Here is a 24,090-nt window from a genome sequence, read left to right as displayed (position 1 = left end):
ATAATATATTCCAGTCTGCAATATGGCCTGCGACACAGGGTGCGACATGTTGCCTTGCAGCGAGACCGAAACAGTCCGCCAAGCAAAAGAAAACGCTCGGCAAAATGCCGAGCGTCGTCAATCTGGAAGCGTTCTTTTTTTATTTTTGCTGCGGCGCGAAGGGGTGCGTCAGAGCGTCGATTTCTGCACCACGACCCTCCGCCAGGGCTTGAGCACCGCGATCGCGAGGATCGATGCCAGGATGTTGGCGCCGGCCGCGATGATGAAGACGCGGTCCCAATTGCCGGAGGACTGCTGCATGTAGTTCGCGATCGGCACCAGCAGCGCTGCCGTGCCCTTGGCGGTGTACAGCAGGCCGGCATTGGTGGTCGCGAACTTGGTGCCGAACGTGTCGGTGCAGGTCGAGGGGAAGAGCGAGTAGATCTCACCCCAGGCGAAGAACACGAAGCCCGAGAGGATCACGAACCACACCGGATCGTGGCCCAGCATGTACAGCGCCCAGATGCCGATGCCTTCCATGCCGAAGGCGATGAACATCGTGTTCTCGCGGCCGATCATGTCAGAGATCCAGCCGAAGAACGGACGCGTCAGGCCGTTCAGAACGCGGTCGATGGTGGCTGCGAACGTCACCGCCGTCATGGTCATGCCGATCAGCGTCACTGGAATGTTGTCGACCTTCCAGTCGCCGGCGATCGGCTTGAGGTTGGCCGTCACCATCAGGCCGCCGGCGCCGACGATCACGAACATGAAGTACATCAGCCAGAAGATCGGCTGGCGGATCACTTCGGTCGGGTTGTAGTTGCGGCGGCTCTGGACGAGGTTGGTGTTCTGAGTGACCGCGGGCACCTGGCCTTCCTTGGGCGCGAACAGGAAGAAGGCGAGGATGACGATGATGATGCCCTGGCCGAGACCGAAATACAGGAAGGTGGTCTGGAAGCCGGAGTCGCGGATCATGGCCTGGATCGGTGCGACGGTGAGCGCCGAGCCGGCGCCGAAGCCGGCCGCGGTGATGCCGGCCGCGAGGCCGCGCTTGTCGGGAAACCACTTCAGCGCGTTGCCGACGCAGGTGCCGTAGACGCCGCCGGCGCCGATGCCCGCGATGATCATGCCGAGATAGTAGCCGTTGAGCGAGGTGGCGTAGGCGTTGATCATCCAGCCGATGGCGCAGAGCACGCCACCGACGAGCACGACGATGCGCGGGCCGTATTTGTCGACGAACCAGCCCTCGACCGGCACGAGCCAGGTTTCGAACAGCACGAACAGCGTGAACGCCCACTGGATCGAGGCGCGATCCCAGCCGAACGTCTTGGCGATATCCGGGACGAAGAAGGTCCAGCCATATTGATAGTTGGCGATCATCACCATCGCCAGGACGCCAACCGCGAGCTGCGTCCAGCGATAGGCGTCGCTTACTCTTGCAGATGCGGGCGCCCCCGCGTGAGCCAAGTCCGTCATGTTTCCTCCAGGCTGTCTATTTGCTGTCTATTTTTGTCCTAACAGCTATACGGAGTTTGGTATATGATATGCCAATAGACAAGCGGATTCATCGAGCCGGTTGGCGCTGGTAGACCAGCGATCGACAAAAAAGCCTGCAGAAGCAAGGCAAATCGCTGCAGCGACAATACGACGCAGCAGAGGATCTTTGTAGCTCAACTATCGAAGTAAGGGCGGGTTTATGCGGCGAACGCCCGCAACCGGTTGTAGCCCTGCTGGATCGCCGACCAGAACAGCGCGATCAACCCGAGCGCCATGATGGTGCCGACCAGCCCGTTGGAGAAGAAGATCGCGAGCGATCCCTGGGATCCCAGCAGCGACTGCCGGAAGGCCTCCTCGGCCTTGTCGCCGAGCACGATGGCGAGCACCAGCGGCGCGAGCGGATAGCCGCACTTCTTGAACAGATAGCCGAGCACGCCGAACACCAGCATCAGCACCACATCGAACGTGCTGCTGTGCACCGAATAGGCGCCGATGGCACAGAGCACGAGGATGAGCGGCGCGATGATGCTGAAGGGAATGCGCAGGATCGCCGCGAACACCGGGACGCAGGTCAGCACGACGAGCAGGCCGGCGAGGTTGCCGAGATACATCGAGGCGATCAGGCCCCAGACGAATTCCTTCTGCTCGACGAACAGCATCGGCCCCGGCTGCAGGCCCCAGATCAACAGACCTCCGAGCAGCACCGCCGCCGTGGGGGAGCCGGGCACGCCGAGCGACAGCATCGGCAGCAGCGCCGCCGTGCCCGCCGCATGGGCTGCCGTCTCCGGCGCGACGACGCCCTCGATCTCGCCATGGCCGAACTTCTTGCCGCGCTTGGAGAGGCGCTTGGCGATGCCGTAGCTCATGAACGAGGCCGGCGTGGCGCCGGCGGGGGTGATGCCCATCCAGCAGCCGATCACACAGGAGCGCAGCGCGGTGAGCCAGTGTGCCGGCATCTCCTTCCAGGTGTGCAGCACAACGCGCAGATTGATCTGCGCGTTGCCGCCGCGGAAGCTCAGTCCTTCCTCCATCGTCAGCAGGATCTCGCCGATGCCGAACAGGCCGATCACGGCGATCAGGAAGTCGAAGCCGTTGAGCAGCTCGGTGATGCCGAAGGTGAGCCGGAGCTGGCCGGTGATGGAATCCAGGCCGACTGCGGCGAGCGCGAAACCGATCATCATCGCCGCGATCGTCTTGAACGGCGGCTCCTTGCTCAGGCCGACGAAGCTGCAAAAGGCGAGGAAGTAGACGGCGAACTTCTCGGCGGGGCCGAACTGAAGCGCGAAGCCGGCCACCAGCGGAGCGATCAGCGTGATCATGATGACCGCGAACAGCGCGCCGACGAAGGACGAGGTGAATGCTGCCGTGAGCGCCTCGCCGGCCTTGCCCTGCTGCGCCATCGGATAGCCGTCGAAGGTGGTCGCGACCGACCATGGCTCGCCGGGTATGTTGAACAGGATCGAGGTGATGGCGCCGCCGAACAGCGCGCCCCAGTAGATGCAGGACAGCATGATGATCGCCGAGGTCGGCGGCATGCTGAAGGTCAGCGGCAGCAGGATCGCGACGCCGTTGGCGCCGCCCAATCCCGGCAGCACGCCGATGATCACCCCGAGGACGATCCCGAGGATCATCACCATGATGTTGAAGGGTTGGAGGGCGACGGCGAAGCCGTGAAACAGATTGGCGAGTTCTTCCATGCCGGCTTGGTCCTGCAACCCTCAGCGGATGAGTTTTCTTGTTAGAGTCCGAGCCAGTCCTCGACCGGCCCCTTGGGCAGGGGAACCATGAACCAGCGCTCGAAGATCAGATAGGTCACGACCGGCATGCCGATCGCGACCACTGCCACCGTGAGCCAGCCATATTTGCCGAGCCACCGCATGAACCATGCGATGAAGATCATGGAGGCGACGTACAGGCCGGTGAAAGGCAGGGCGCCGACATAGATCGCCGTCGGCACCACCACGCTCATGACCTGGCGCAGCTGCCCCCATTCAGCGAAGACACGGCCGTCATCCTCGCGCAGCGTGCTGCGGAAGTTCATCGCGCTGGCCGCCACGATGAAAAGTCCGACGTAGAACGGGAAGAATCCTGCCCGCGGTCCTTCGGCTCCCCAGTTGATCCCGGCCTTCACGCTGCCGAGGATCACGATGATCCCGAACAGCGCGATCGCGAGCGTGACGCCGACCTCGACCGCCTTGTGGCTCGGGCCGGCGGATCCACCTTGACGGCTCATGCGAGGGCGCTCAGTTCGAGGCCAGGAAGCCGGCTTCCTTCATCAGGAGCTCGTGCCGCTTCTCTTCGGTCTCGACCCATTTGGCATAATCGGCGCCGGTCATGAAGGTGGTGTTGAAGGCGCCGGTCTTCATGAACTCCTGCCACTCCGGCGTCTCCCGCACCTTCTTGAACAGGTCGACGTAGTATTCGATCTGGTCCTTGGTGGCCCGTGGCGACATGAAGATGCCGCGCAGCATCAGATATTCGATGTCGAGCCCCTGCGACTTGCAGGTCGGGATGTCCTTCCAGGCCTTGCCGTCGGTGATCGGCTCGTCATAGCCCATCGGCTTGTCGTCGAAGACGCAGAGCGGCCTGACCTTGCCGCCGCGCCATTGCGCCACCGCCTCGATGGGATTGTTGACGGTGGATTCGATGTGGTTGCCCACCAGTTGCACGGCCACTTCGCCGCCGCCCTTGTAGGGAATGTAGGTGAACTTCGCGCCGGTCGCCTTCTCCATCGCCACCGTGATGATCTGGTCTTCCTGCTTCGAGCCGGTGCCGCCCATCTTCAAGGTGCCGCCGCCTTGCTTGACCGCATCGATGTAGTCCTTGGCGGTCGCATAGGGCTTCTCGGCGTTGACCCAGAGCACGAACTCGTCGAGCGCCAGCATGGCGACGGGAGTGAGGTCCTTCCAGTTGAAAGGAATGCCGGTCGCGAGCGGCGTCGTGAACAGGTTCGACAGCGTGATGATGATCTTGTGCGGGTTGCCGGCCGACGCCTTGACGTCGAGGAAGCCTTCGCCGCCGGCGCCACCGGACTTGTTGATCACGACCAGCGGCTGCTTCATCAAATTGTGCTTGGTGACGATGCCCTGGATGGTCCGGGCCATCTGATCGGCACCGCCACCGGTGCCAGCCGGAACGATGAACTCGACCGGCCGGACGGGCTCCCATCCCGCCAGAGCCGGGATATGCCCTGCCATCAGGGCGATGCCGGCCATAACGGCCACGCACACGGAACGCTTCATCACGCTTTCTCCCCTTCATTCCCGGAGCGCACGGCTTCTTGCGGCCGCTGTGCCCAATCGAACCACTGACCTGTCGAGCCCGGCCGGCGGCATTTTCCGCCGTGCCGCGCTTCAGGCCGTCGTCAGCTCCGGACTCCCCCGCGATGCCCATGCAGCCAAAAGTTGTGTTGGCAGCCGGGATCAGGCAGCAAGAGGTGCATCCGCAGCCAATCGACCGATTTGATTTTGGTATGAAGAGGTGACCGACCGCAATTGAGGAGATTGGGTGGGATGCCTGGCAGGCCAATTTGTCGCAGGCGGTGGGGTGTCGCGAAAAGCAAAAGCCCCGGAGGTCCGGGGCTCTTGGTTGGGCTTCGGTGCTGGCTGCGCGCCGGAAGCGCCTTCGGCCTCAGAGACCGAAATAGGGCAGGTCGCCGTTGCGGTTGGCAGCGCGGGCGCTGATCATCAGCACGCGGTCGAGGGCGGCGAGGAAGCGGCCGAACAGGGACACGGGCTGAACGAGGGGGAGGGCAACGGTCTTGGCCATGGTTTGTCTCCTTCAGTGAGGCGGTATGACGTTCTGACTGAGGAGAATTTACGTATACCAGATGCCAGATACAACGATCGATATTGCATAGCGGCATGAGCATTTTGCGATGCGGCAGGAATGTTACGATTGGGGTTTCTTATCGCGAACGGCATTTTCATATGGAAAGAGCCGCCCAACCGAGGCGCCGGTCGGTCTCGATCCCTCCTCGGCGGACCGAGCCGGCAAACTCCGGGTATCTCGGCGACTGCCGACATCTGCCATCCCGTGCGCCGATCCCGCGCGTGCAACGCGACGGAACGATCGGCCCGAGGTGAGGGAACTGTGCTGCCCGGGCCGCAGTTACTCTGCAACGAAGCGGAGTGGCGTCGCCGGATGTTGATCGTTCAGTGCGTCGCGCTGTATTCCTCGAAACGTGTCATCGGCAGACCTGAGGGCGAAGGATAAGGCCATGCGCGCCTTGATCGTGGCACTGTCCATCCTGGCGATCGCCGGAAGCGCGCAGGTCGCTCACGCTGGTCTGAGCAGCGCACCGCGTGAAGCATCGGCGCCCGCCGACACGGCGACCGCTGACCAGGAAGCCAATCAGCAGACCGAGAACCAGATCGGCCTCACCAAGGCGAAGCGTCGTGCCGTGCAGCGCGGGCTCACCCGGCTGGGGTTCGGCACCAAGATCAATGGCACGTTCGACGATCAGACCCGCGCCGTCATCGCGCGTTGGCAGGAGGAGCGCGGCTATCCCACGACCGGCTTCCTCAACGCCGCCCAGCACAAGGTCCTGATGCACTCAGCCACCGAGGCAGCCAAATCCGACCGCCAGGCCCGTCGCAGCACGGGGCGCGCGCGACATCAGCGGAATGTCGGAGGTCCCATCGGCGCGATCGGCGGCGCGATGCACCGTGTGGTGGGCGGAATATTTGGCAGGTAGCTCGTCAGATCTAAGAGTTGGAAGTTGCTCGAGGCAATTTCTTCCGTAGGACCTGCCCGCTGAAGCGGCCTTCGTCTTCTCGACGCCCTGCGCTTGCCGACGGCGGCGATATGAAAGCCCCGCCGAAGCGGGGCCGGATCAGGAGCTGCTGGAGGCGACCTCCGGACCAGAATTGGCGCGCGCCAGCTCGATCGCTATCGGAAGAACCCCCAAAGTCGAACCACAACCGTGTCGCCGCTCTGACTGCCGTTTCTCACCACGAACGGCGTCGAGAAAGCAATTCCGGTGCTGAAGGTCCGCTCGACATTGGCTGTCGTCTCCCCGACGAAGCTCCAGCGATTTGTCGTTCCTCCGCTGGAGGGAATATCCTGCGTCAGCGAGACCTCCAACAACATCGCCGTACCAAGGACGGACAGCCGCTGAACGGAGACATCGGTTACCACGAATGTCTTGCCGGCGGGGATCGAGAACGCGGTGTCGTGGCCGTCCGGGTGGACGATGTTTGGGGTCTTGGTTCCGCCCTTCGGCACGGACGTTTCGAGTTGGACGGGAGGGTGCCCCAGGATCGGCGGCTTCCTGATCGGACTTACCAAGACATCCCTCCATCGCACCACAATCGCCATACGCCGCGTTCCAACGCGTTCTCAAGCTCCGGCAGTGTGAAGTTGGGACGCATCGCTGCACACCTCCACGGGAGCCCTCGCAGAATGCACATCGAAGCGCGAGAGGACCTTGCTCTGGATCAAAACGAAATGTTTCTCGGAGGTCTGCGAGTGGGCAGGGCTATGCCAGTGTGCTCTTCGGGGGCGGTTCGCGTCCGCTCTGGCTGCATATCGTGATTTTCGATCATCCGCGGGACAAAACATCAAAGATCGTAGCAATCGAGGCTGTGGGTCACGCGCAATCGGGTCGGCGACAACTGCTCTGTACATTCCATATTTCAGACATTCTCGACAGGTGCGATCGCCGGCCGTAGCCGGACCAAGGTCATCGTCGATGTGCGCTGGGCGCGGGAAATAGACGGGAACGTGAGAATGAAAAAGCCGCCGGCTGATGCCGGCGGCTTGATGTCGAGGAGCTTCACATTCGGCGGTCGCGCCGCCGATCGTCTCTGGCGCTCGATTACTCCGCAGCTTCCTTCCGCGGCGGATCCAGCGCGCCGGAGTCGTGGATCTCGGCGACTTGGTGGTCGCTGAAGCCGAGCACCTGGCGGAGGACCTCGTCGGTGTGCTCGCCGAGCAGGGGCGAGCGGGTCACGTCGGCCGGGCTGTCCGAGAGCTTGATCGGGTTGCCGACCGAGAGATACTTGCCGCGGGTCGGGTGGTCGACCTCGACCAGGGTGCCGGTCTTGCGCAGCGACTCGTCCTCGGCGATCTCCTTCATCGACAGAATGGGACCGCAGGGGATGTCGAACTCGTTCAGGATGTCCATGGCCTCGAACTTGGTCTTGGTCATGGTCCACTGCTCGATGCGGCCGAAGATCTCGTTCAGGCGCGGCAGGCGGGCGGCGGGCTTGGCGTAGTTCGGATCGGTCTTCCAGGTCGGCTCGCCGATCACGTCGCAGATCTTCTCCCAGACCGGGGCCTGGGTGATGAAGTAGATGTAGGCGTTCGGGTCGGTCTCCCAGCCCTTGCACTTCAGGATGCGGCCGGGCTGGCCACCGCCGGAATCGTTGCCGGCACGCGGCACGGCGTCGCCGAACGGCACGCCCTCGCCGAACTGGCTGTACTCCTTCAGCGGGCCGTGATCGAGGCGCTGCTGGTCGCGCAGCTTGACGCGGCAGAGGTTGAGCACGCCGTCCTGCATCGCGGCGGTGACGCGCTGGCCGCGGCCGGTGTGGGTGCGCTGATAGAGCGCGGTGACGATGCCGAGCGCCAGATGAAGTCCGGTGCCGGAATCGCCGATCTGCGCGCCGGTGACGAGCGGCAGGCCGTCACGGAAGCCGGTGGTCGAGGCGGCGCCGCCGGTGCACTGCGCGACGTTCTCGTAGACCTTGCAGTCCTCGTAGGGTCCGGGGCCGAAACCCTTGATCGAGGCGACGATCATCTTCGGGTTGATCGCCTGGATCTTCTCCCAGGGGAAGCCCATGCGATCGAGCACGCCGGGGCCGAAATTCTCGACCAGCACGTCGCACTTCTTGATCAGCTCGGTCAGGACTTCCTTGCCCTTCGGGTTCTTGGTGTCGAGCGTGATCGACCGCTTGTTGTGGTTCAGCATCGTGAAATAGAGGCTGTCCACGTTCGGAATGTCCTGCAGCTGGCCGCGGGTGATGTCACCCACGCCCGGACGCTCGACCTTGATCACGTCGGCGCCGAACCAGGCCAGCAGTTGCGTGCAGGTCGGTCCGGACTGGACGTGGGTGAAGTCGAGAATGCGAACGCCCTCGAGCGCCTTGGTCATGTGTTGCTCTCCGTAACGATTGGTCATCCCGCATCGGCGGGCAGGTGATGTGGGTGGCCTTACTTCTTCTTCGTCAGCACGCTCTGCGGATTGAGGTTGCCGATGCGGCCGCTCTCCGAACCCGCCGCGGGATCGATCACGGCGTTGATCAGGGTCGGCTTGCCGGAATCCATCGCCGCGTTGACGGCGCGCTTCAGCTCGTCGGGGCTCGTCGCGTTGACGCCGACGCCGCCGAAGGCCTCCATCATCTTGTCGTAGCGCGCGCCCTTGACGAACACGGTGGTCGCCGGATCCGACCCCGCGGAGTTCTGGTCGGTGCCGCGATAGATGCCGTCATTGTTGAAGATGACGACGCAGATCGGCAGATTGTAGCGGCAGATGGTCTCGACCTCCATGCCGGAGAAACCGAAGGCGCTGTCGCCCTCGATCGCCAGCACCGGCTTACCGGTCTCGACCGCGGCGGCGATCGCCGAGCCCATGCCGATGCCCATCACGCCCCAGGTGCCGACGTCGAGCCGCTTGCGCGGCTGATACATGTCGATCACGCCGCGGGCGAGGTCGAGCGTGTTGGCGCCCTCGTTGACCAGGATCGCGTCCGGACGCTCCTTGATGATGGTGCGGAGCACGCCGAGCGCGCCGTGATAGTCCATCGGCGAGTTGTTGTTCATCAGCCGCGGCGCCATCTTGGCGACGTTGTCCTCGCGCTTCTTCTGCACCGCGCTCAGCCACTCGGCCGGCGCCTTGGCCCAGTTGCTACCCATCGCGTCGGAGAAGGCGGTGACGACCGAACCGATGTCGCCCACCACGGGGGCGGCGATCTCGACGTTGGAGTCCATCTCCTTCGGCTCGATATCGACCTGGATGAACTTCTTCGGTTGATCGCCCCAGCTCTTGCCCTTGCCGTGCGACAAAAGCCAGTTGAGGCGGGCGCCGATCAGCATGACGACGTCGGAGTCCTTCAGCACCGTCGAGCGCGCAGCACCGGCGCATTGCGGATGCAGGTCGGGCAAGAGGCCCTTGGCCATGCTCATCGGCAGGAACGGCACGCCGCTCTTCTCGACGAAAGTTTTGATCGCCTCATCGGCTTGCGCATAGGCCGCGCCCTTGCCGAGAATGATCAGCGGACGTTTCGCGTTCTTCAACAGATCGAGCGCGCGTTTGACGGAATCGGGGGAGGGGATCTGCGCCGGAGCCGGATCGATCACCTTGACCAGCGAGGCGCTGCCTGCCTGCGCGTTCATCACCTGGCCGAACAGCTTTGCCGGCAGGTCGAGATAGACGCCGCCGGGACGCCCGGAGACCGCGGCGCGGATGGCGCGGGCGAAGCCGATGCCGATGTCCTGGGCGTGCAGCACGCGGAACGCCGCCTTGCACAGCGGCTTGGCGATCGCGAGCTGATCCATCTCCTCGTAGTCGCCCTGCTGCAGGTCGACGATCTCGCGCTCCGAGGAGCCCGAGACCAGGATCATCGGGAAGCAGTTCGTGGTCGCATGCGCCAGCGCGGTGAGGCCGTTCAGAAAGCCGGGAGCGGAGACGGTGAGGCAGACGCCCGGCTTCTTGGTGAGGAAGCCGGCGATCGCCGCGGCGTAGCCGGCGTTCTGCTCGTGACGGAAGGAGAGCACGCGGATGCCTTCAGCCTGCGCCATGCGACCGAGATCGGTGATCGGAATGCCCGGCACGTTGTAGATCGTGTCGATCCCGTTCAGCTTCATCGCGTCGATGACGAGATGGAAACCGTCCGTGAGCTCCTCGTGCGTGTCCGGTGCCTCGGTCTTAACAGCAGTCTGCGCCATGCGCCTCTCTCCCTGGTCGTCTACGAAGGCGCTTTGCGGCGACTTCTTCTGTTTGAACCCGTCAGCTGAATAGTTCCTGGCCGTGCGTCTCGACATAGCTCGCAAGGCCCAGCGTGTGATCCCGCGCGCGCTTCTCGGCGAGCTCGGTGTTGCGTTCCTCCAGCGCCTCGATGATCGCGAGATGCTCGGGCAGGGAGGCCGCGATACGGTCGGTGCGCCCGATCGTGAGCTGGCGATAGCCGCGCACGTGCAGCAGGATGTCGTTGGTCATGTCGACGAGCACCGGCGATTCCGACAGCGAGATCAGCGCCTGATGAAACGCGATGTTCGCCTTGGAATATTCCTCGATGTGCTCCTGCGGCGGGCGATCCTTGCCGAAGTCCTTGAAGTAGTCGCGCAGCGCGCTGATGTCCTTCTTGCGCGCGATCGTGGTGATGAGCCGCGCGGCCATGCTCTCCAGCGCCGCCCAGGCGCGGATCATGTCGACGATCTCGCTCTTTGTCCTGCGGACGACGACGATGCCACGGCGCGGCACGGTCTTCACGAAGCCGTCCTGCTCGAGCATCGCGATCGCTTCGCGGATCGGCGTGCGGCTGACACCGAGGCGCTCGGAGAGCGCGCGCTCGTCGAGCATCACGGGCTCGGGCGAGGCGTAGATGTCCATCTTCAGAATGGCTTCTTTCAAGGCCTCGTAGGCCTTATTCTTGAAGCTCGTCTCCGGGGCGATGCGAGCGATCGCGATGTCGGCCTCGGCCATGATGGGCAATGCCTTGTTTGTTTTCTCTGTAGACAAGACCGATCTCCTCTCCTTGGGAGATGCTTGTTTACAGCATTTTGCGTCCAAGATTTTTGGCATACCAGATGCCAGACTGTCAAGCTGCGTGCTTTTTCAGCGTTTCCACATCTTCGTCGCGCTTGACAAAGTTTGCTTCTGGCATACCAAATGCCATAAACGACGAGCAATCCCCAGGAGGAAGCCCCGATGTCTGACGCCATCCCGAATGCCAAGGCTACGATCCGAGACGTTCTCGATCGTGTGAAGGCGGATAAACGCACCAGCCTGACCGCGCCCGAAGGCAAGATCGTCTGCGATGCCTACGGCATTCCGGTGCCGAAGGAGGGATTGGCGAAGTCAGCCGCCGAGGCGGCCAAGCTCGCGGGAGATATGGGTTTTCCGGTCGTCATGAAAATCGTCTCGCCGGACATTCTGCACAAGACGGAAGCCGGTGGCGTCATCGTCGGCGTCAAGACCGCTGACGACGCGCAGAAGGCGTATGAGACCATTCTCGCGAATGCGAAGAAGTACAAGGCCGACGCCAAGATCGAAGGCATCCAGGTCCAGCAGATGCTGACCGGCGGTACCGAGGTCATCGTCGGTTCGATCACCGACGGCTCGTTCGGCAAGCTGGTGGCGTTCGGCCTCGGCGGTGTGCTGGTCGAGGTGCTGAAGGATGTGACATTCCGCCTCGCCCCCGCGACCAAGGACGACGCGCTGTCGATGCTCGACGGCATCCAGGCGCATGAGATGCTGAAGGGCGTGCGCGGCGGCGATGCGGTGAGCCGCGAGGCGCTGTCCGACGTCATCGTCAAGGTGTCGCAGCTGGTCAGCGATTTCCCCGAGATCGTCGAGCTCGACCTCAACCCGGTGTTCGCGACCAAGACCGGCGCCATTGCCGCCGACGTCCGCATCGTCGTCGATTTCGACTACAAGCCCCGTCCGGCGCCGCGCTCGAACGAGGAAATCGTCACGGCGATGAACCGGATCATGAAGCCGCAGGCGGTCGCCGTGATCGGTGCCTCCGCCGAGGACGGCAAGATCGGCAACTCCGTGATGAAGAACCTGATCAACGGCGGCTACAAGGGCGAGATCTATCCGATCCATCCGAAGGCCTCCGAGATCCTCGGCTACAAGGCTTACAAGAGCGTCAAGGACGTGCCCGGCGTGATCGACACCGCGGTGTTCGCGATCCCCGCGAAGTTCGTGGCCGCGGCGCTGACCGAGTGCGGCGAGAAGAAGATTCCGGGCGCGGTGCTGATCCCGTCGGGGTTCGCCGAAGCCGGCGCGCCGGAGCTGCAGGCCGAGATCGTCGAGGTCGGCAAGAAGTACAACATCCGCCTGATGGGCCCGAACATCTACGGCTTCTACTACACGCCGGCCAATCTTTGCGCGACCTTCTGCACCGCCTATGACGTCAAGGGCCACGCCGCGCTGTCGTCGCAGTCGGGCGGCATCGGCATGGCGATCATCGGCTTCTCGCGCTCGGCCAAGATGGGCGTGTCGGCGATCGTCGGCCTCGGCAACAAGTCCGATATCGACGAGGACGATCTGCTCGCCTTCTTCGAGCAGGATCCGAACACGAACCTGATCGCGCAGCACTGCGAGGACCTCAAGGACGGCCGCGCCTTCGCGGAAGCCGCCAAGCGCGTCTCCAAGAAGAAGCCGGTCATCGTGCTCAAGGCCGGCCGCACCTCGGCCGGCGCCAAGGCCGCCTCGTCGCATACCGGCGCGCTCGCCGGCAACGACAAGATCTATGAGGACGTGCTGAAGCAGTCCGGCGTGATCCGCGCCCGCTCGCTGCGCCAGCTGCTCGAGTTCGCCCGCGGCGTGCCGGTGCTGCCGACGCCGAAGGGTGAGAACGTCGTCATCATCACCGGTGCGGGAGGCTCGGGCGTGCTGCTGTCCGACTCCGTCGTCGACAATGGCATGTCGCTGATGGCCATGCCGGCCGACCTCGATGCCGCCTTCCGCAAGTTCATCCCGCCGTTCGGTGCCGCCGGCAATCCGGTCGACATCACCGGCGGCGAGCCGCCGATCACCTATGTGAACACGGTCAAGCTCGGCCTGTCGGACGACCGCATCCACGCGCTGATCCTCGGCTACTGGCACACGATCGTGACGCCGCCGATGGTGTTCGCGCGCAACATGGTCGAGGTGAAGAAGGAGATGGAGGCCAAGGGCTTCGTCAAGCCGATCGTCGCCTCGCTCGCCGGCGACGTCGAGGTCGAGGAAGCCGCCGAATATCTCTACCAGAACGGCATCCCGGCCTATGCCTATTCGACCGAGCTGCCGGTCGAGGTGCTCGGCGCCAAGTACAAGTGGGCGCGCGGCGCGGGCCTGCTCTAAGTCATAGTGATGCGAATGCCGCTCCGGCGTCTCGCCGGGGCGGCACTTTCTTTGCTAGCGTGACCAAGCAAGATCCGTCCGTCCTGCAACGACGCCGCCTGTAATGGCGGTGCAGAGAGGCGCCACGTGATCCGTCGCAAGACGATCGAGCCACGCCCGGATGCCGCGGCCGAGCCCCGCGACGGCGGCGTGCAATCCGTCGGCCGCGCTCTCCAAATTCTGGAAATTCTCGCTGAGGACGACGAAGGCTATCGCCTGAGCGATCTCGCCATCCGTGCCGGGCTCTCCACCTCCACCGTCCATCGCCTGCTGACGACTTTGGAGAAGCGCCGCTTTGTCCAGTTCGACCGCATGGAATCGAAATGGCATGTCGGCGCGCAGAGCTTCGCGGTCGGCGCCACCTTCACCCGCCGCCGCAATTTCGTCGCGCTCGCCATTCCCTATCTGCGCCGCTTGCGTGACCAGTCGCGCGAGACCGCCAATCTCGCCGTCGTCGACGATGAATCGCTGATGGTGCTGCTGCGGCTGGACAGCCGCGAGATCATGCGCTCGCTGACCAAGGTCGGCGGCCGCCTGTCGATGGTCGCCTCCGGCATGGGCAAGGCGGTGCTCGCGACCTATTCCGACGACGACGTCAACGGCATCATCCACCGCCAGGGCATGCCGCGCCTGACCGAGAAATCCATCATCCGCGCCAGCGACCTGTTCCGCGAGTTGGAGACCATCCGCCGCCAGGGCTACGCCGTCGACGACGAGGAAGCCCGCCTCGGCCTGCGCTGCATCGCCGCCGTCGTTCACGATTCCTGCCGCGAGCCGCTGGCGGCGATTTCGGTGTCCGGCCTGGCGAGCCGGCTGACCGAGGAGCGGGTGCCTGTGGTCGGGGGCATGGTGCGGGATATTGCGGCGGAGCTGACGGTGGCGCTGGGCGGTCCCAAGCCAGCGGCTGACCTTGCGGAGTGATGCAGCAACAGCGGCAGATGCGTGCGAGATCGGCGCAGCAGCCGACAAGGGGAAACCAGCCGCTGTGGCGGGATGGCCGGTCCACGCATCGCGATGTGGTCCGAGCGAGACTGAGTCAGGTCAGTCGGTGAAATCGATGGTGAAGCGGATCGGGCTGATGGGCTTGGTCACGAAATGGATCGTCTTGCCGGCCAACGCCGCCAGCGAGCCCGATGCGAATTTGATGATGCCTGTTCCGGAGGTCTCGTTGCCCACCGGCTTGCCGTCCCGCATCACCGGCGATGCGGTCCCTTCGGTCGCCTGCGTCACCGCGCGCCCGCCGGGGATGCGGTGGACGCCGCCGCCGATCAAGAACGTTCCTTTGGCACCATCCCACTCGACCGTGTTCGAGGCCGTATACACAGCGCCCTTCAGCACGCCGTCGGTGCCGAGGCAGGAATATTCGACCGTCAGGAGGTTGTGATCGGGTCGATCGCCGACCGGCTCGGGAAAGGGGAAGCCGACCACCGTGCATTCGTAATGCGCGATCATGCCGGCGCGCGCTGCGGACCCTGTGGCGCTCGCGGCGAGAATGGAACAGGCCAGGATCAAGATGGTGTTGCGCATGGACGCCTCCTCGGCAGGCGCTCGTCCGAGCGGTCGCCGAACGCGCTCTGGTCTCGACAAAATAACACTGGAATCCAAAGTGTGGTTTTGATCTCTATCAACCGGAAGGAGAACGCTGCAGGTCAGTCCTTGTCATCGTCCTGCGCCTGCGGGCGACCGAGCTTGCATGGGCATCAGCAGGCGGAGAGCTTTCGCGCAGTCCCATTGCCCGAGCACGCCTCGTCATCAGACCTGCCGCAGGCGGTCGCTGCGACGGATGGCTGCAAAGCGACCGTGGCGCCGCGCTGCCGCTGAAGCGGGAGATCGGCAGCCAGCTTCGCTGCCCAAGCCGTAGTCAGCTACGCCGACCTATTTGGGCTTGCCGTCTTGCGTATCGCGCGCAACGATCGTGGCGGATCCCCCGAACACGTCCAGCGAGTTGTGCCATGTCCAAACTCACCCGCTTCTCCGTCGCCCCCCTGCACAGCATGACGCGGCGGCTGGCCGACGTCGCCTCGGGCCGGGTCGCGCCCGATCTCGTGATCACAGGCGCGCGGGTGCTGTCGACCTATTCGGAGCGCATTCTCCCCAACCGCGAGCTCTGGATCACCGGCGGACGCGTCGCGGCGGTGAAGCCGGCGGGTGCGCACAAGTCACTTCCCAGCGGCTTTGCGGTCTACGATGCCGCCGGCGGCATCATCGCGCCGGGCCTGGTCGATCCGCACATCCACATCGAATCCTCGATGGTCACGGCCTGCGCCTACGCCGAGGCGGCGCTGCTCAATGGCACCACGACGATCTTCTGCGACAGCCACGAGATCGGCAACGTGATGGACGTCGCCGGCGTCGAGGCGATGCTGGAGGACGCACGGCAGGCGCCGCTGTCGATCTTCCTCACCGTGCCCTCGACGGTGCCGGCGACATCGGCGGCGCTGGAAACGGCCGGCGGTGATCTCACGCCGGACAAGATCGCCGGCCTGTTCGATCGCTGGCCGGAGGCGGTGGCGCTCGGCGAGAAGATGGATTTCGTGCCGGTCTGCATGGGCGACGAGCGCAGCCATGCCATTCTCGCTGCGGCCCTGCAGCGCGGGCGGCCGGTGTCGGGCCATGTCTATGGCCGCGAGTTCGTCGCGGCCTATGCCGCGAGCGGCGTCACCGACACGCATGAGGCGATCGACCGCGACATCGCCGACGATCTGCTCGATGCCGGCGTCTGGATTTTTTTGCGCGGCGGTCCGCCCACGACGCCGTGGCACAGCCTGCCGCAGGCGATCCGCACCATCACCGAGCTCGGCGCGTCGCACAAGCGCACAGCCGTCTGCACCGACGACCGCGATGCCGACGATCTCATGCTGTTCGGCCTCGACTGGGTGGTGCGCGAGGCGGTCAAGGCCGGGATGTCGCCCGAGCAGGCCTGGTCGATGGGCTCGCTGCACGGCGCCACGCGCTTCGCGTTGGATGGCGAGATCGGCGGCCTCGGCGGCGGCCGCCGCGCCGACCTCGTGCTGCTCGACGACGGCCTGAAGCCGCAATCGACCTGGTATGGCGGCGAGCTCGTCGTCGACAACGGCAAGATCACCGCGCGGCTCGATCAGGCGCTGTCGCAGCGCTATCAATATCCGAAGGCGGCCTATGCGACCGTGAAGCTGCCGGCGCAGATGACGCTGACGCCGCAGCTTCCCACCAAGGCCTGCACCGTCAACGCGATCAAGACGGCGCTGCCGGGCATCACGTTGATCCACGACAAGGTCGCGATCGAGCCGGCCAACGATTGGGAGACGCTGTTCGCGCGCCATGGTCTCTGCTTCGTCGCCGTGATCGAGCGCCACGGCAAGTCGGCGGGGAACGTCGCGCATGGCCTGTTGAAGGACTTTGGCCTGAAGCGCGGCGCCGTCGCCTCCAGCGTCGGCCATGACAGCCACAATATCATCGTCGCCGGCACCAACGAGGCGGACATGCAGGCGGCCGTCGCCGCGATCGGCCAGCACCAGGGCGGCGTCTGCGTGGTCGCCGACGGCGAGGTGAGGGCGATGGTTCCCTTGCCGATCGCGGGACTCTTGTCGGACAAGCGCGTCACCGAGGTCGCCGAGGAGGTAAAGCTGTTGAAGAAAGAGTGGGCGGAAGCCGGCTGCACCATTCCCTACATGGGCTTCAATTTGATTCCTCTATCGGTCATTCCGGAAATTCGCATCACCGACAAGGGCCTCGTGCTCGTGCCGCAGATGGAACTGGCGCCGCTGTTCGAATAACTACTCGCGTCTCATCCTGTTAGGACATGTCAGTGTCGTTCTGTCCTAACTAATTGAGGCCGCCGGTGTTTTGCCGAGCGTGCCGCATCGTGGGAAAAATCGACGACTGAATTGAGATCGCATCCGTCAGCAGCGAAGCTCGCGCATCAAACAAGCGGGAGGCGCGAGATGGCGAAGATGCGGGCGATCGATGCTGCGGTGCGGATCTTGGAGAAGGAGGGCGTCACCTGCGCCTTCGGCGTTCCCGGCGCCGCGATCAATCCGCTTTATTCCGCGCTGCAACGCCGCGGCTCGATCCGCCACATTCTCGCCCGTCACGTCGAGGGCGCCTCGCACATGGCCGAGGGCTACACCCGCGCCAGGGCCGGCAATATCGGCGTGTGCATCGGCACCTCGGGGCCGGCCGGCACCGACATGATCACCGGGCTGTATTCGGCGATCGCGGATTCGATTCCGATCCTCTGCATCACCGGCCAGGCGCCGCGCGCCAGGCTCTACAAGGAGGATTTCCAGGCTGTCGACATCGAGCAGATCGCCAAGCCCGTGACGAAATGGGCGGTGACGGTGCGCGAGCCTGGCCTCGTGCCGCGCGTGTTCAGCCAGGCCTTCCACATCATGCGCTCGGGCCGGCCGGGACCGGTGCTGATCGACCTGCCGCTCGACGTGCAGCTCGCCGAGATCGAGTTCGACGACGAGACCTATGCGCCGCTGCCGGTCTACAAGCCCGCCGCGACCCGCAAGCAGATCGAGAAGGCGCTGGAGATGCTCAATGCCGCCGAGCGCCCGCTGATCGTCGCCGGCGGCGGCGTCATCAACGCCGACGCCAGCGATCTCCTCGTCACCTTCGCCGAGACCGTCAACGTGCCGGTCGTGCCGACCTTGATGGGGTGGGGCGCCATTCCCGACGATCATGTGCTGATGGCCGGCATGGTCGGCCTGCAGACCAGCCATCGCTACGGCAATACCAATTTCCTGGAGTCCGATTTCGTGCTCGGCATCGGCAACCGCTGGGCTAACCGCCACACCGGTTCGCTCGAGACCTACACCAAGGGCCGGACGTTCGTGCATGTCGACATCGAGCCCACCCAGATCGGCCGCGTGTTCAATCCCGACCTCGGCATCGTCTCCGATGCCAAGGCCGCGCTGGAGCTGTTCATCACGGTCGCACGCGAGTGGCGAAAGGCCGGCAAATTGCGCGAGCGGCAAGCGTGGCCGGCCGCATGTCAGGATCGCAAGCGCACCATGCTCCGGCGCAGCGATTTCGACCAGGTGCCGATCAAGCCGCAGCGCGTCTATCACGAGATGAACAAGGCGTTCGGCCGCGACACCTGCTATGTCAGCGTCATCGGCCTGTCGCAGATCGGCGGCGCGCAGTTCCTCAGCGTCAACCATCCGCGCCACTGGATCAATGCCGGGCAGGCGGGCCCGCTCGGCTGGACCCTGCCGGCCGCGCTCGGCGTCCGCGCCGCCGATCCCAAGCGCGAGATCGTCGCGCTGTCGGGCGACTACGACTTCCAGTTCCTGATCGAGGAGCTCGCGGTCGGCGCCCAGTTCAATTTGCCCTACATCCACGTCGTCGTGAACAACGCCTATCTCGGCCTGATCCGCCAGGCGCAGCGCGGCTTCTCGATGGACTACCAGGTGCAGCTGTCGTTCGAGAACATCAACGCGCCGGAGGTCGGCGGCTACGGCGTCGATCATGTCGCGGTCGCGCAAGGGCTCGGCTGTAAGGCGATCCGCGTCACCGATCCGCGCCAGGCCCAGGCGGCGTTCGCGACCGCGCGCGAATGGATGGCGGAGTACCAGGTGCCCGTCGTGGTCGAGTTCGTGCTCGAGCGCGTCACCAACATCGCGATGGGGGCGGAGATCGACAATGTCGTGGAGTTCGAGGAGGTGCTCGATCTGCCGGTGGACGAGACGCCGGCGGAGCCGGCCCGCACCTTGCAGCCGGCCTGACCGCAGCCATCGCTCCTATCGAGAATCACGCCATGCCGCGCTTTGCCGCCAACCTCACGATGCTGTTCAACGAGCTGCCGTTCATGGAGCGCTTCGCCGCCGCCAAGGCCGCCGGCTTCAGCGGCGTCGAGTATCTGTTCCCCTACGAGTTCGACAAGGCCGAGCTGCGCGAGCAGCTCGCGCGCCACGGCCTGACCCAGGTGCTGCACAATCTGCCCGCCGGCAACTGGGCGGCCGGCGAGCGCGGCATCGCGATCTTGCCCGATCGTGTCGACGATTTCCGCGACGGCGTGCGCCGCGCGATCGAGTATGCCCGCGCGCTCGACTGCCGCCAGCTCAACTGCCTCGTCGGCATCGCGCCCGACGATGCCGATCCGCGCGAGCTCAACCAGGTGCTGGTGCGCAATTTGCGCTTTGCCGCGATAGCGCTGAAGGCGCAGGGCATCAAGCTGCTGATCGAGCCGATCAACACGCCCGACATCCCCGGCTTCTTCCTCAACCGCACTGCCCAGGCGCTGCAGCTGATCTCAGATGTCGAGTCCGACAATCTGTTCGTGCAGTACGACATCTACCACATGCAGATCATGGAAGGTGATCTCGCCCGCACGATGCAGAAGCATCTCGCCCGCATCGCCCACATCCAGCTCGCCGACAATCCCGGCCGCCACGAGCCGGGCTCCGGCGAGATCAACTACCCCTTCCTGTTCCGCCACCTCGACGCCATCGGCTATTCCGGCTGGATCGGCTGCGAGTACAAGCCGCGGGCAGGGACCGTCGACGGGCTGGGGTGGCTGGCGGACTACGCGGTCGTTCCGGCGGGCTGAGGTTCGTGGGTGCCACTCGGTCCGACAGCTCTCTTCCGGCTCGTCCCGAGAGCACGCATCGCGGTTGACGATGGGAGAGTCCGAAACGATAGGAAGCGGCTGTCTTGAATTGGAAGAAGAGGCCGCCTTGCGAGCGGCATCTCCTTTGTGCGGGGGAAGGCGACATTCAAGGAGATATGCCGTCAAGACCTGATGAAGGAGAGCAGGTCGGGGTTGAGGACGTCCGCATGCGTGGTGAGCATGCCATGGGGGTAGCCCGGATAAGTTTTGAGCGCCCCGTTCTTGAGCAGGTTGACCGCACGCGGCACTGAACTTGCGAACGGAACGACTTGATCGGCCTCGCCATGCATCACAAGCACCGGCACGGTGATCTTGGTGAGGTCCTCGGTATAATCTTCAAGCCAAGAGTCGACGGTCGCGTAGTGGGCGAGAGCACCACCGGCCATCCCTTGGCGCCACCAGTTCGCAATGACTGCCTCCGAAGGCTTGGCCCCATCGCGGTTGTATCCGTAGAACGGATTCTCTGGAACGAAACGGTAGAACTCCGACCGGTTGCCCAACACGCCTGCTCGGATTGCTTCGAACCACTCCGGCGGCTGCCCTGACGGGTTGTCCTCGCTCCGGTACATGTTCGGCGTCAGTGAAGCGACCAGCACTGCCTTCGCAACGCGCTCCTGGTGACGCGCGACATAGCGAGCCACCTCGCCGCCACCCGTGGAATGGCCGATGTGGATCGCGTCGCGCAGCTGGAGATGTTCGGTCAGCGCCGCGAGATCGGCAACCCACTGGTCCATGTCGTTGCCGGTGCTTGGCTGGTCGGACCGGCCGTGGCCGCGACGGTCGTGGGCGATCACCCGATACCCGTGATGAAGGAAGAACGTCATCTGGGCATCCCAGTCGTCCGCGGTCAGCGGCCATCCGTGGCTGAAGACGATCGGCTGACCTGATCCCCAATCCTTGTAGTAGATGTTGACGCCGTCGTCAGTCGTCATCGTGGGCATCGTGCCGCTCCATCCGTGCTGTCAGATATTTTCACAGGACGCCGATCAATTTAATCCATTGAGCGACGTGTTACTCAGGTTCGCTGGCCGAGCTTGGAGCCGAGGCCCAAGCAGGCCCTTGCCTTGGCAACACCTGTCCGCCAACGCGTTGCCGTTGCGAAGGTAATTCTTGCTTCCGTCAGCTACAAATACCTTGTAGGCTTCGATCTATGCCTTGGAAGCATATTGAGGACGAATGGAACTTCGGCATTTGCGATATTTCGTTGCCGTTGCGGAGGAAGGTAGCTTTTTGACCGCTGCCCAGCGGCGCCTCAACACTTCACAGCCTTCCCTCAGCCGGCAGATCCGCGATCTCGAATCCGAAGTCGGCGTTCCGCTGTTGGAGCGCCAGGCCCGCGGCGTGGCGCTGACCTCCGCCGGACGCGTGTTTCTCGATCACGCGCGATTGGCGCTGCTTCAGGTCGAGGCGGCGACCGAGGGGGCCCGGCAGACGGCTCGCCCGCAAAAGCCTCTCCTTTCGATGGGATTCCTGGTTGGGCTGGAGGTCATGTGGCTTCCGCAGCTGTTGCGCATCCTGCGCGAGGAAGCCCCGGACGTCGAGGTCACGCTCAGCACGCAATCCTCGCCGGAGCTCGCGCTGGCATTGATGCGGGGGAAGCTGGACATCGCCTTTCTCCGTCCCGAGAAAGACAACGAGGGTGTCGTCTTCAAGGTGCTGGCGAAGGAGCCGTTGATCGCGGTGCTGCCCGCCGATCATCGTCTGGCCTCGCGCAAGAAGATCCGGCCGCAGGATCTCGCCCGCGAGATCTATGTCAGCTCGGCGCGGACCTCCCCCGTGTTGCAGGAGGTCATCCAGGACTATGCCTCGCGGGTCGGCATCACTTTGGAGGCAAAGTACGCAGGCGAGAACATATCGTCCGCCATGTCGCTGGTGGCATCGACCGGCGGCATCAGCCTCGTTCCGCTCTATGCGCAGAACATGCTCGCCCCCAACGTCGTCGCGCGGGCGCTCGAGGGCGGCACCCCGACGGTCGATTTGGCCCTGGGATACAATCGGTCAAACCAGTCGCCCTTGCTCCGCCGGCTGTTGTCGCGCGCCGACGAGCTGGTCGCAAACGTTCAGAACCAGAGCATCATTCGCTATGTTGAAGCCGAATAGCGGGGACGATGGACCGCAGGGACGGCCTTTCGGCTGTCGGGCCGCTTACGTCCGCTCGCTCCCTGAACGGACATATCGGGCGCCCAATGGGGCAGGAACTTGCAGCGCTCGCTGCAACCCGAGGCGCCGATGAGGACTCATTGGCCGGGCGCGCCTATCGAAGAGAGCCGAGGGTTGCCCGTCGTTCGCGGTTGATCGGTGGGACCGCCCTGCAGCGTCGTTCGCCGTTCTGCAATGGCATGGTTGAACAATTCAACCGCGAGACCGAATGCGGACAAGTCTTCTGGCTCGATGGCTCCATCGTCATAGCCCTTGAGAGTTTCGCCGATGATCGCGTCGACCTCCCGTTGCCATGTCAGCAGATCCTGTTCGGACCCGGCATTGCGAACCTCCGACATGGCCTCGAGAACGCGGCTGCGGCAACTGGTGCTGTCGTTCGTTTCGTCCCGATTCAGATAGCGACGCAGCCAGGCGGCGGCCGAGCCGATGCCGGAAAGCGCAAGCAAGGCAAACCAGAAGTAGTCGCTGTACTTGTCCAGAAAGGTTCGCTCCGTGCCGTTGATCACTGCCGCGGCGCCCCGATGCACGGAAGGTTCGGTCTCCTTCTCCGTGTCGGGCTTCATGATGCGCGAAGCGCCGGCTGTGCCTTGCGTGATCGTGTCGCGGACCGCAAAGAGCTGCCGGTAGAACGCCGCCGCCTTGGCCTCGGAGAGTTCCTTTCTTGCCAGGATCAGATGACTGACGCTGACAGTGTCGATCTTGTCCTCCGGCCAGGCCGGTCTCGCGCTGAAGACGCTCGGCGGGATCTCCTCGGCCTCGTAGCGCGGGTGCTTCAGGGCAATAGCCTCGGATGCATCGATCGGAAGAAACGTGGGAGCTCCGCGCCCTCGGGAGGTGGCGGTGATTGCGTCCGCGGTGATCTTGCTGTCGAGCGGACCGACTGCGAGATACGCATCGAGGGTGGGATCTTGCGCAAGCTTTTGGATCTCATCTGTCCCGAATTGAGCCGTGGCCACCTTGTCGGGCTGCACGCCGGAGCCCTCCAGAATGGCCTGGAGGACTGCGACATTTGCCCCGGTCTTCCCGATAATCCCGACCTTATGACCCGCCAGACCGGCGATCTCTTTGATAGTGCCGGTACCCTTCTTCTTGGAATCGCTGCCGCGCCGTCCCGAGGGAGACCACAGGACGACGTAGTTCTTCCGCAGGACCGCCAATGTCTGCGCATCGGGCGGCATGCTGAGATCGCCGCGGCCGACCGCGAGGTCAGTTTTATCGGCGGCCAGGAGTGCGAGAGATTCAGCGGCTCCCCCGGTCGTGATCGGGGACAGCCTGACGGTCCTGCTTTCCTCGCCGAAAGCGTCGGCCATGGCTTGGACCACCCGGTGGTCGTCGCTGCCGGCCGGTCCAACGGCGATCCGGAGGGTCTCGGGCTGCAACACGTAGAAGAGGGCCGCCGCGGCGGCGCCAAACGCAACAAATCCCAAAGCAAACACGATCAGCAACCTTCGTTGACGACCATCGTGAGCACTTTTGACGGGATCGAGCGATGACATCGGCAGACCCTCTGAGAGCAACCGCCTGCAGGGTTACAAGCGCTATGGGAACTTGGGGGAACCGGTCTCGGCGCGCAATGTTCCCCCACCCTCGGCGAGTTCACAAAGGCGAATGGCTGTGCAGGGGCGGTCCTGAAGCTCCCCGAGGTCCTTTGAGTCATTGGCCGACATTCCGTTTCTCGCCTGATATGAACGACGCTGCGAGCTGAGGCGGTCCTGGAGAACGAGATGACAGCAATTCTTAGCTACCGGATGACGGCGACCCTTCGCTACCGAACGATGTTGGTTCTGGCGGTGTTTGGTTTCTGTTG

General features: G+C 64.1%; 19 protein-coding genes. 7 read left to right on the top strand and 12 right to left on the bottom strand.

Features of this window, described 5'->3' with window-relative positions:
* Positions 1-168: 168 nt before the first annotated feature.
* The 5 genes from oxlT to ACQR1F_RS29010 form a co-directional block, all read right to left on the bottom strand.
* Positions 169-1,455 carry an oxalate/formate MFS antiporter gene (gene oxlT, locus ACQR1F_RS29030; RefSeq protein WP_315716169.1) on the bottom strand — a complete coding sequence of 429 codons (1,287 nt, stop codon included), beginning with the start codon at positions 1,453-1,455 and terminating at the stop codon, positions 169-171.
* Positions 1,456-1,673: 218 nt separating this feature from the next.
* Positions 1,674-3,173, bottom strand: a complete 1,500-nt coding sequence (locus tag ACQR1F_RS29025; protein WP_434864285.1) for a tripartite tricarboxylate transporter permease — start codon at positions 3,171-3,173, stop codon at positions 1,674-1,676.
* A 41-nt stretch (positions 3,174-3,214) separates the two neighbouring features.
* On the bottom strand, positions 3,215-3,709 hold the full coding sequence (locus tag ACQR1F_RS29020) for a tripartite tricarboxylate transporter TctB family protein (protein WP_316238662.1): 495 nt from the start codon (positions 3,707-3,709) through the stop codon (positions 3,215-3,217).
* 10 nt (positions 3,710-3,719) lie between these two features.
* Positions 3,720-4,718, bottom strand: coding sequence for a Bug family tripartite tricarboxylate transporter substrate binding protein (locus ACQR1F_RS29015; protein WP_315805092.1), 999 nt, complete (start codon positions 4,716-4,718; stop codon positions 3,720-3,722).
* A 388-nt stretch (positions 4,719-5,106) separates the two neighbouring features.
* Positions 5,107-5,244, bottom strand: a complete 138-nt coding sequence (locus ACQR1F_RS29010) for a hypothetical protein (protein WP_315805093.1) — start codon at positions 5,242-5,244, stop codon at positions 5,107-5,109.
* 451 nt (positions 5,245-5,695) lie between these two features.
* On the opposite strand from ACQR1F_RS29010, the gene ACQR1F_RS29005 reads away from it, so the two are divergent.
* On the top strand, positions 5,696-6,172 hold the full coding sequence (locus ACQR1F_RS29005; RefSeq protein ID WP_434914322.1) for a peptidoglycan-binding domain-containing protein: 477 nt from the start codon (positions 5,696-5,698) through the stop codon (positions 6,170-6,172).
* Positions 6,173-6,366: 194 nt separating this feature from the next.
* Here ACQR1F_RS29005 and ACQR1F_RS29000 read toward each other — a convergent pair whose 3' ends face one another.
* The 4 genes from ACQR1F_RS29000 to ACQR1F_RS28985 form a co-directional block, all read right to left on the bottom strand.
* A complete protein-coding gene (locus ACQR1F_RS29000) occupies positions 6,367-6,765 on the bottom strand; it encodes a hypothetical protein (RefSeq protein ID WP_434885305.1) in 399 nt (132 codons plus the stop codon).
* 529 nt (positions 6,766-7,294) lie between these two features.
* The gene (gene frc / locus ACQR1F_RS28995; protein WP_315805096.1) at positions 7,295-8,572 is read right to left on the bottom strand and encodes a formyl-CoA transferase; all 1,278 of its coding nucleotides are present in this window, start codon (positions 8,570-8,572) and stop codon (positions 7,295-7,297) included.
* Between the two features lie 59 nt (positions 8,573-8,631).
* A complete protein-coding gene (gene oxc / locus ACQR1F_RS28990) occupies positions 8,632-10,365 on the bottom strand; it encodes an oxalyl-CoA decarboxylase (protein ID WP_434914321.1) in 1,734 nt (577 codons plus the stop codon).
* A gap of 61 nt (positions 10,366-10,426) precedes the next feature.
* Positions 10,427-11,158 (bottom strand): GntR family transcriptional regulator, encoded by a 732-nt coding sequence (locus tag ACQR1F_RS28985; RefSeq protein WP_315805168.1) that lies wholly within the window; start codon positions 11,156-11,158, stop codon positions 10,427-10,429.
* Between the two features lie 189 nt (positions 11,159-11,347).
* Between ACQR1F_RS28985 and ACQR1F_RS28980 the strand changes: the two genes are divergently transcribed.
* Positions 11,348-13,489, top strand: a complete 2,142-nt coding sequence (locus ACQR1F_RS28980; RefSeq protein ID WP_434872435.1) for an acetate--CoA ligase family protein — start codon at positions 11,348-11,350, stop codon at positions 13,487-13,489.
* Positions 13,490-13,615: 126 nt separating this feature from the next.
* Complete coding sequence (locus ACQR1F_RS28975) at positions 13,616-14,449, top strand: IclR family transcriptional regulator (protein ID WP_316182749.1); 834 nt, start codon at positions 13,616-13,618, stop codon at positions 14,447-14,449.
* Between the two features lie 120 nt (positions 14,450-14,569).
* Here ACQR1F_RS28975 and ACQR1F_RS28970 read toward each other — a convergent pair whose 3' ends face one another.
* On the bottom strand, positions 14,570-15,055 hold the full coding sequence (locus ACQR1F_RS28970) for a hypothetical protein (RefSeq protein WP_316182750.1): 486 nt from the start codon (positions 15,053-15,055) through the stop codon (positions 14,570-14,572).
* Positions 15,056-15,480: 425 nt separating this feature from the next.
* On the opposite strand from ACQR1F_RS28970, the gene ACQR1F_RS28965 reads away from it, so the two are divergent.
* The 3 genes from ACQR1F_RS28965 to hyi all read left to right on the top strand — a co-directional run bounded on the left by ACQR1F_RS28965 (position 15,481) and on the right by hyi (position 20,063).
* Positions 15,481-17,283 (top strand): adenine deaminase, encoded by a 1,803-nt coding sequence (locus tag ACQR1F_RS28965; RefSeq protein WP_434914320.1) that lies wholly within the window; start codon positions 15,481-15,483, stop codon positions 17,281-17,283.
* Between the two features lie 168 nt (positions 17,284-17,451).
* A complete protein-coding gene (gene gcl, locus ACQR1F_RS28960; protein ID WP_434914319.1) occupies positions 17,452-19,239 on the top strand; it encodes a glyoxylate carboligase in 1,788 nt (595 codons plus the stop codon).
* A gap of 32 nt (positions 19,240-19,271) precedes the next feature.
* A complete protein-coding gene (gene hyi / locus ACQR1F_RS28955) occupies positions 19,272-20,063 on the top strand; it encodes a hydroxypyruvate isomerase (protein WP_316182753.1) in 792 nt (263 codons plus the stop codon).
* A gap of 182 nt (positions 20,064-20,245) precedes the next feature.
* On the opposite strand, the gene ACQR1F_RS28950 is transcribed toward hyi, so the two are convergent.
* Positions 20,246-21,064, bottom strand: coding sequence for an alpha/beta fold hydrolase (locus ACQR1F_RS28950; RefSeq protein WP_316182754.1), 819 nt, complete (start codon positions 21,062-21,064; stop codon positions 20,246-20,248).
* Between the two features lie 235 nt (positions 21,065-21,299).
* On the opposite strand from ACQR1F_RS28950, the gene ACQR1F_RS28945 reads away from it, so the two are divergent.
* On the top strand, positions 21,300-22,223 hold the full coding sequence (locus tag ACQR1F_RS28945; protein ID WP_316182755.1) for a LysR substrate-binding domain-containing protein: 924 nt from the start codon (positions 21,300-21,302) through the stop codon (positions 22,221-22,223).
* Positions 22,224-22,360: 137 nt separating this feature from the next.
* Here ACQR1F_RS28945 and ACQR1F_RS28940 read toward each other — a convergent pair whose 3' ends face one another.
* Positions 22,361-23,779: an ABC transporter substrate-binding protein gene (locus ACQR1F_RS28940; protein WP_434914318.1), complete on the bottom strand. Its 1,419-nt coding sequence runs from the start codon at positions 23,777-23,779 to the stop codon at positions 22,361-22,363.
* Positions 23,780-24,090 lie beyond the last annotated feature (311 nt).

Source organism: Bradyrhizobium sp. HKCCYLS3013 (genome assembly GCF_051167615.1).
In the GTDB taxonomy this organism is placed as follows: Bacteria; Pseudomonadota; Alphaproteobacteria; order Rhizobiales; family Xanthobacteraceae; genus Bradyrhizobium.
This window is presented reverse-complemented; position numbering and strand designations above follow the sequence as displayed.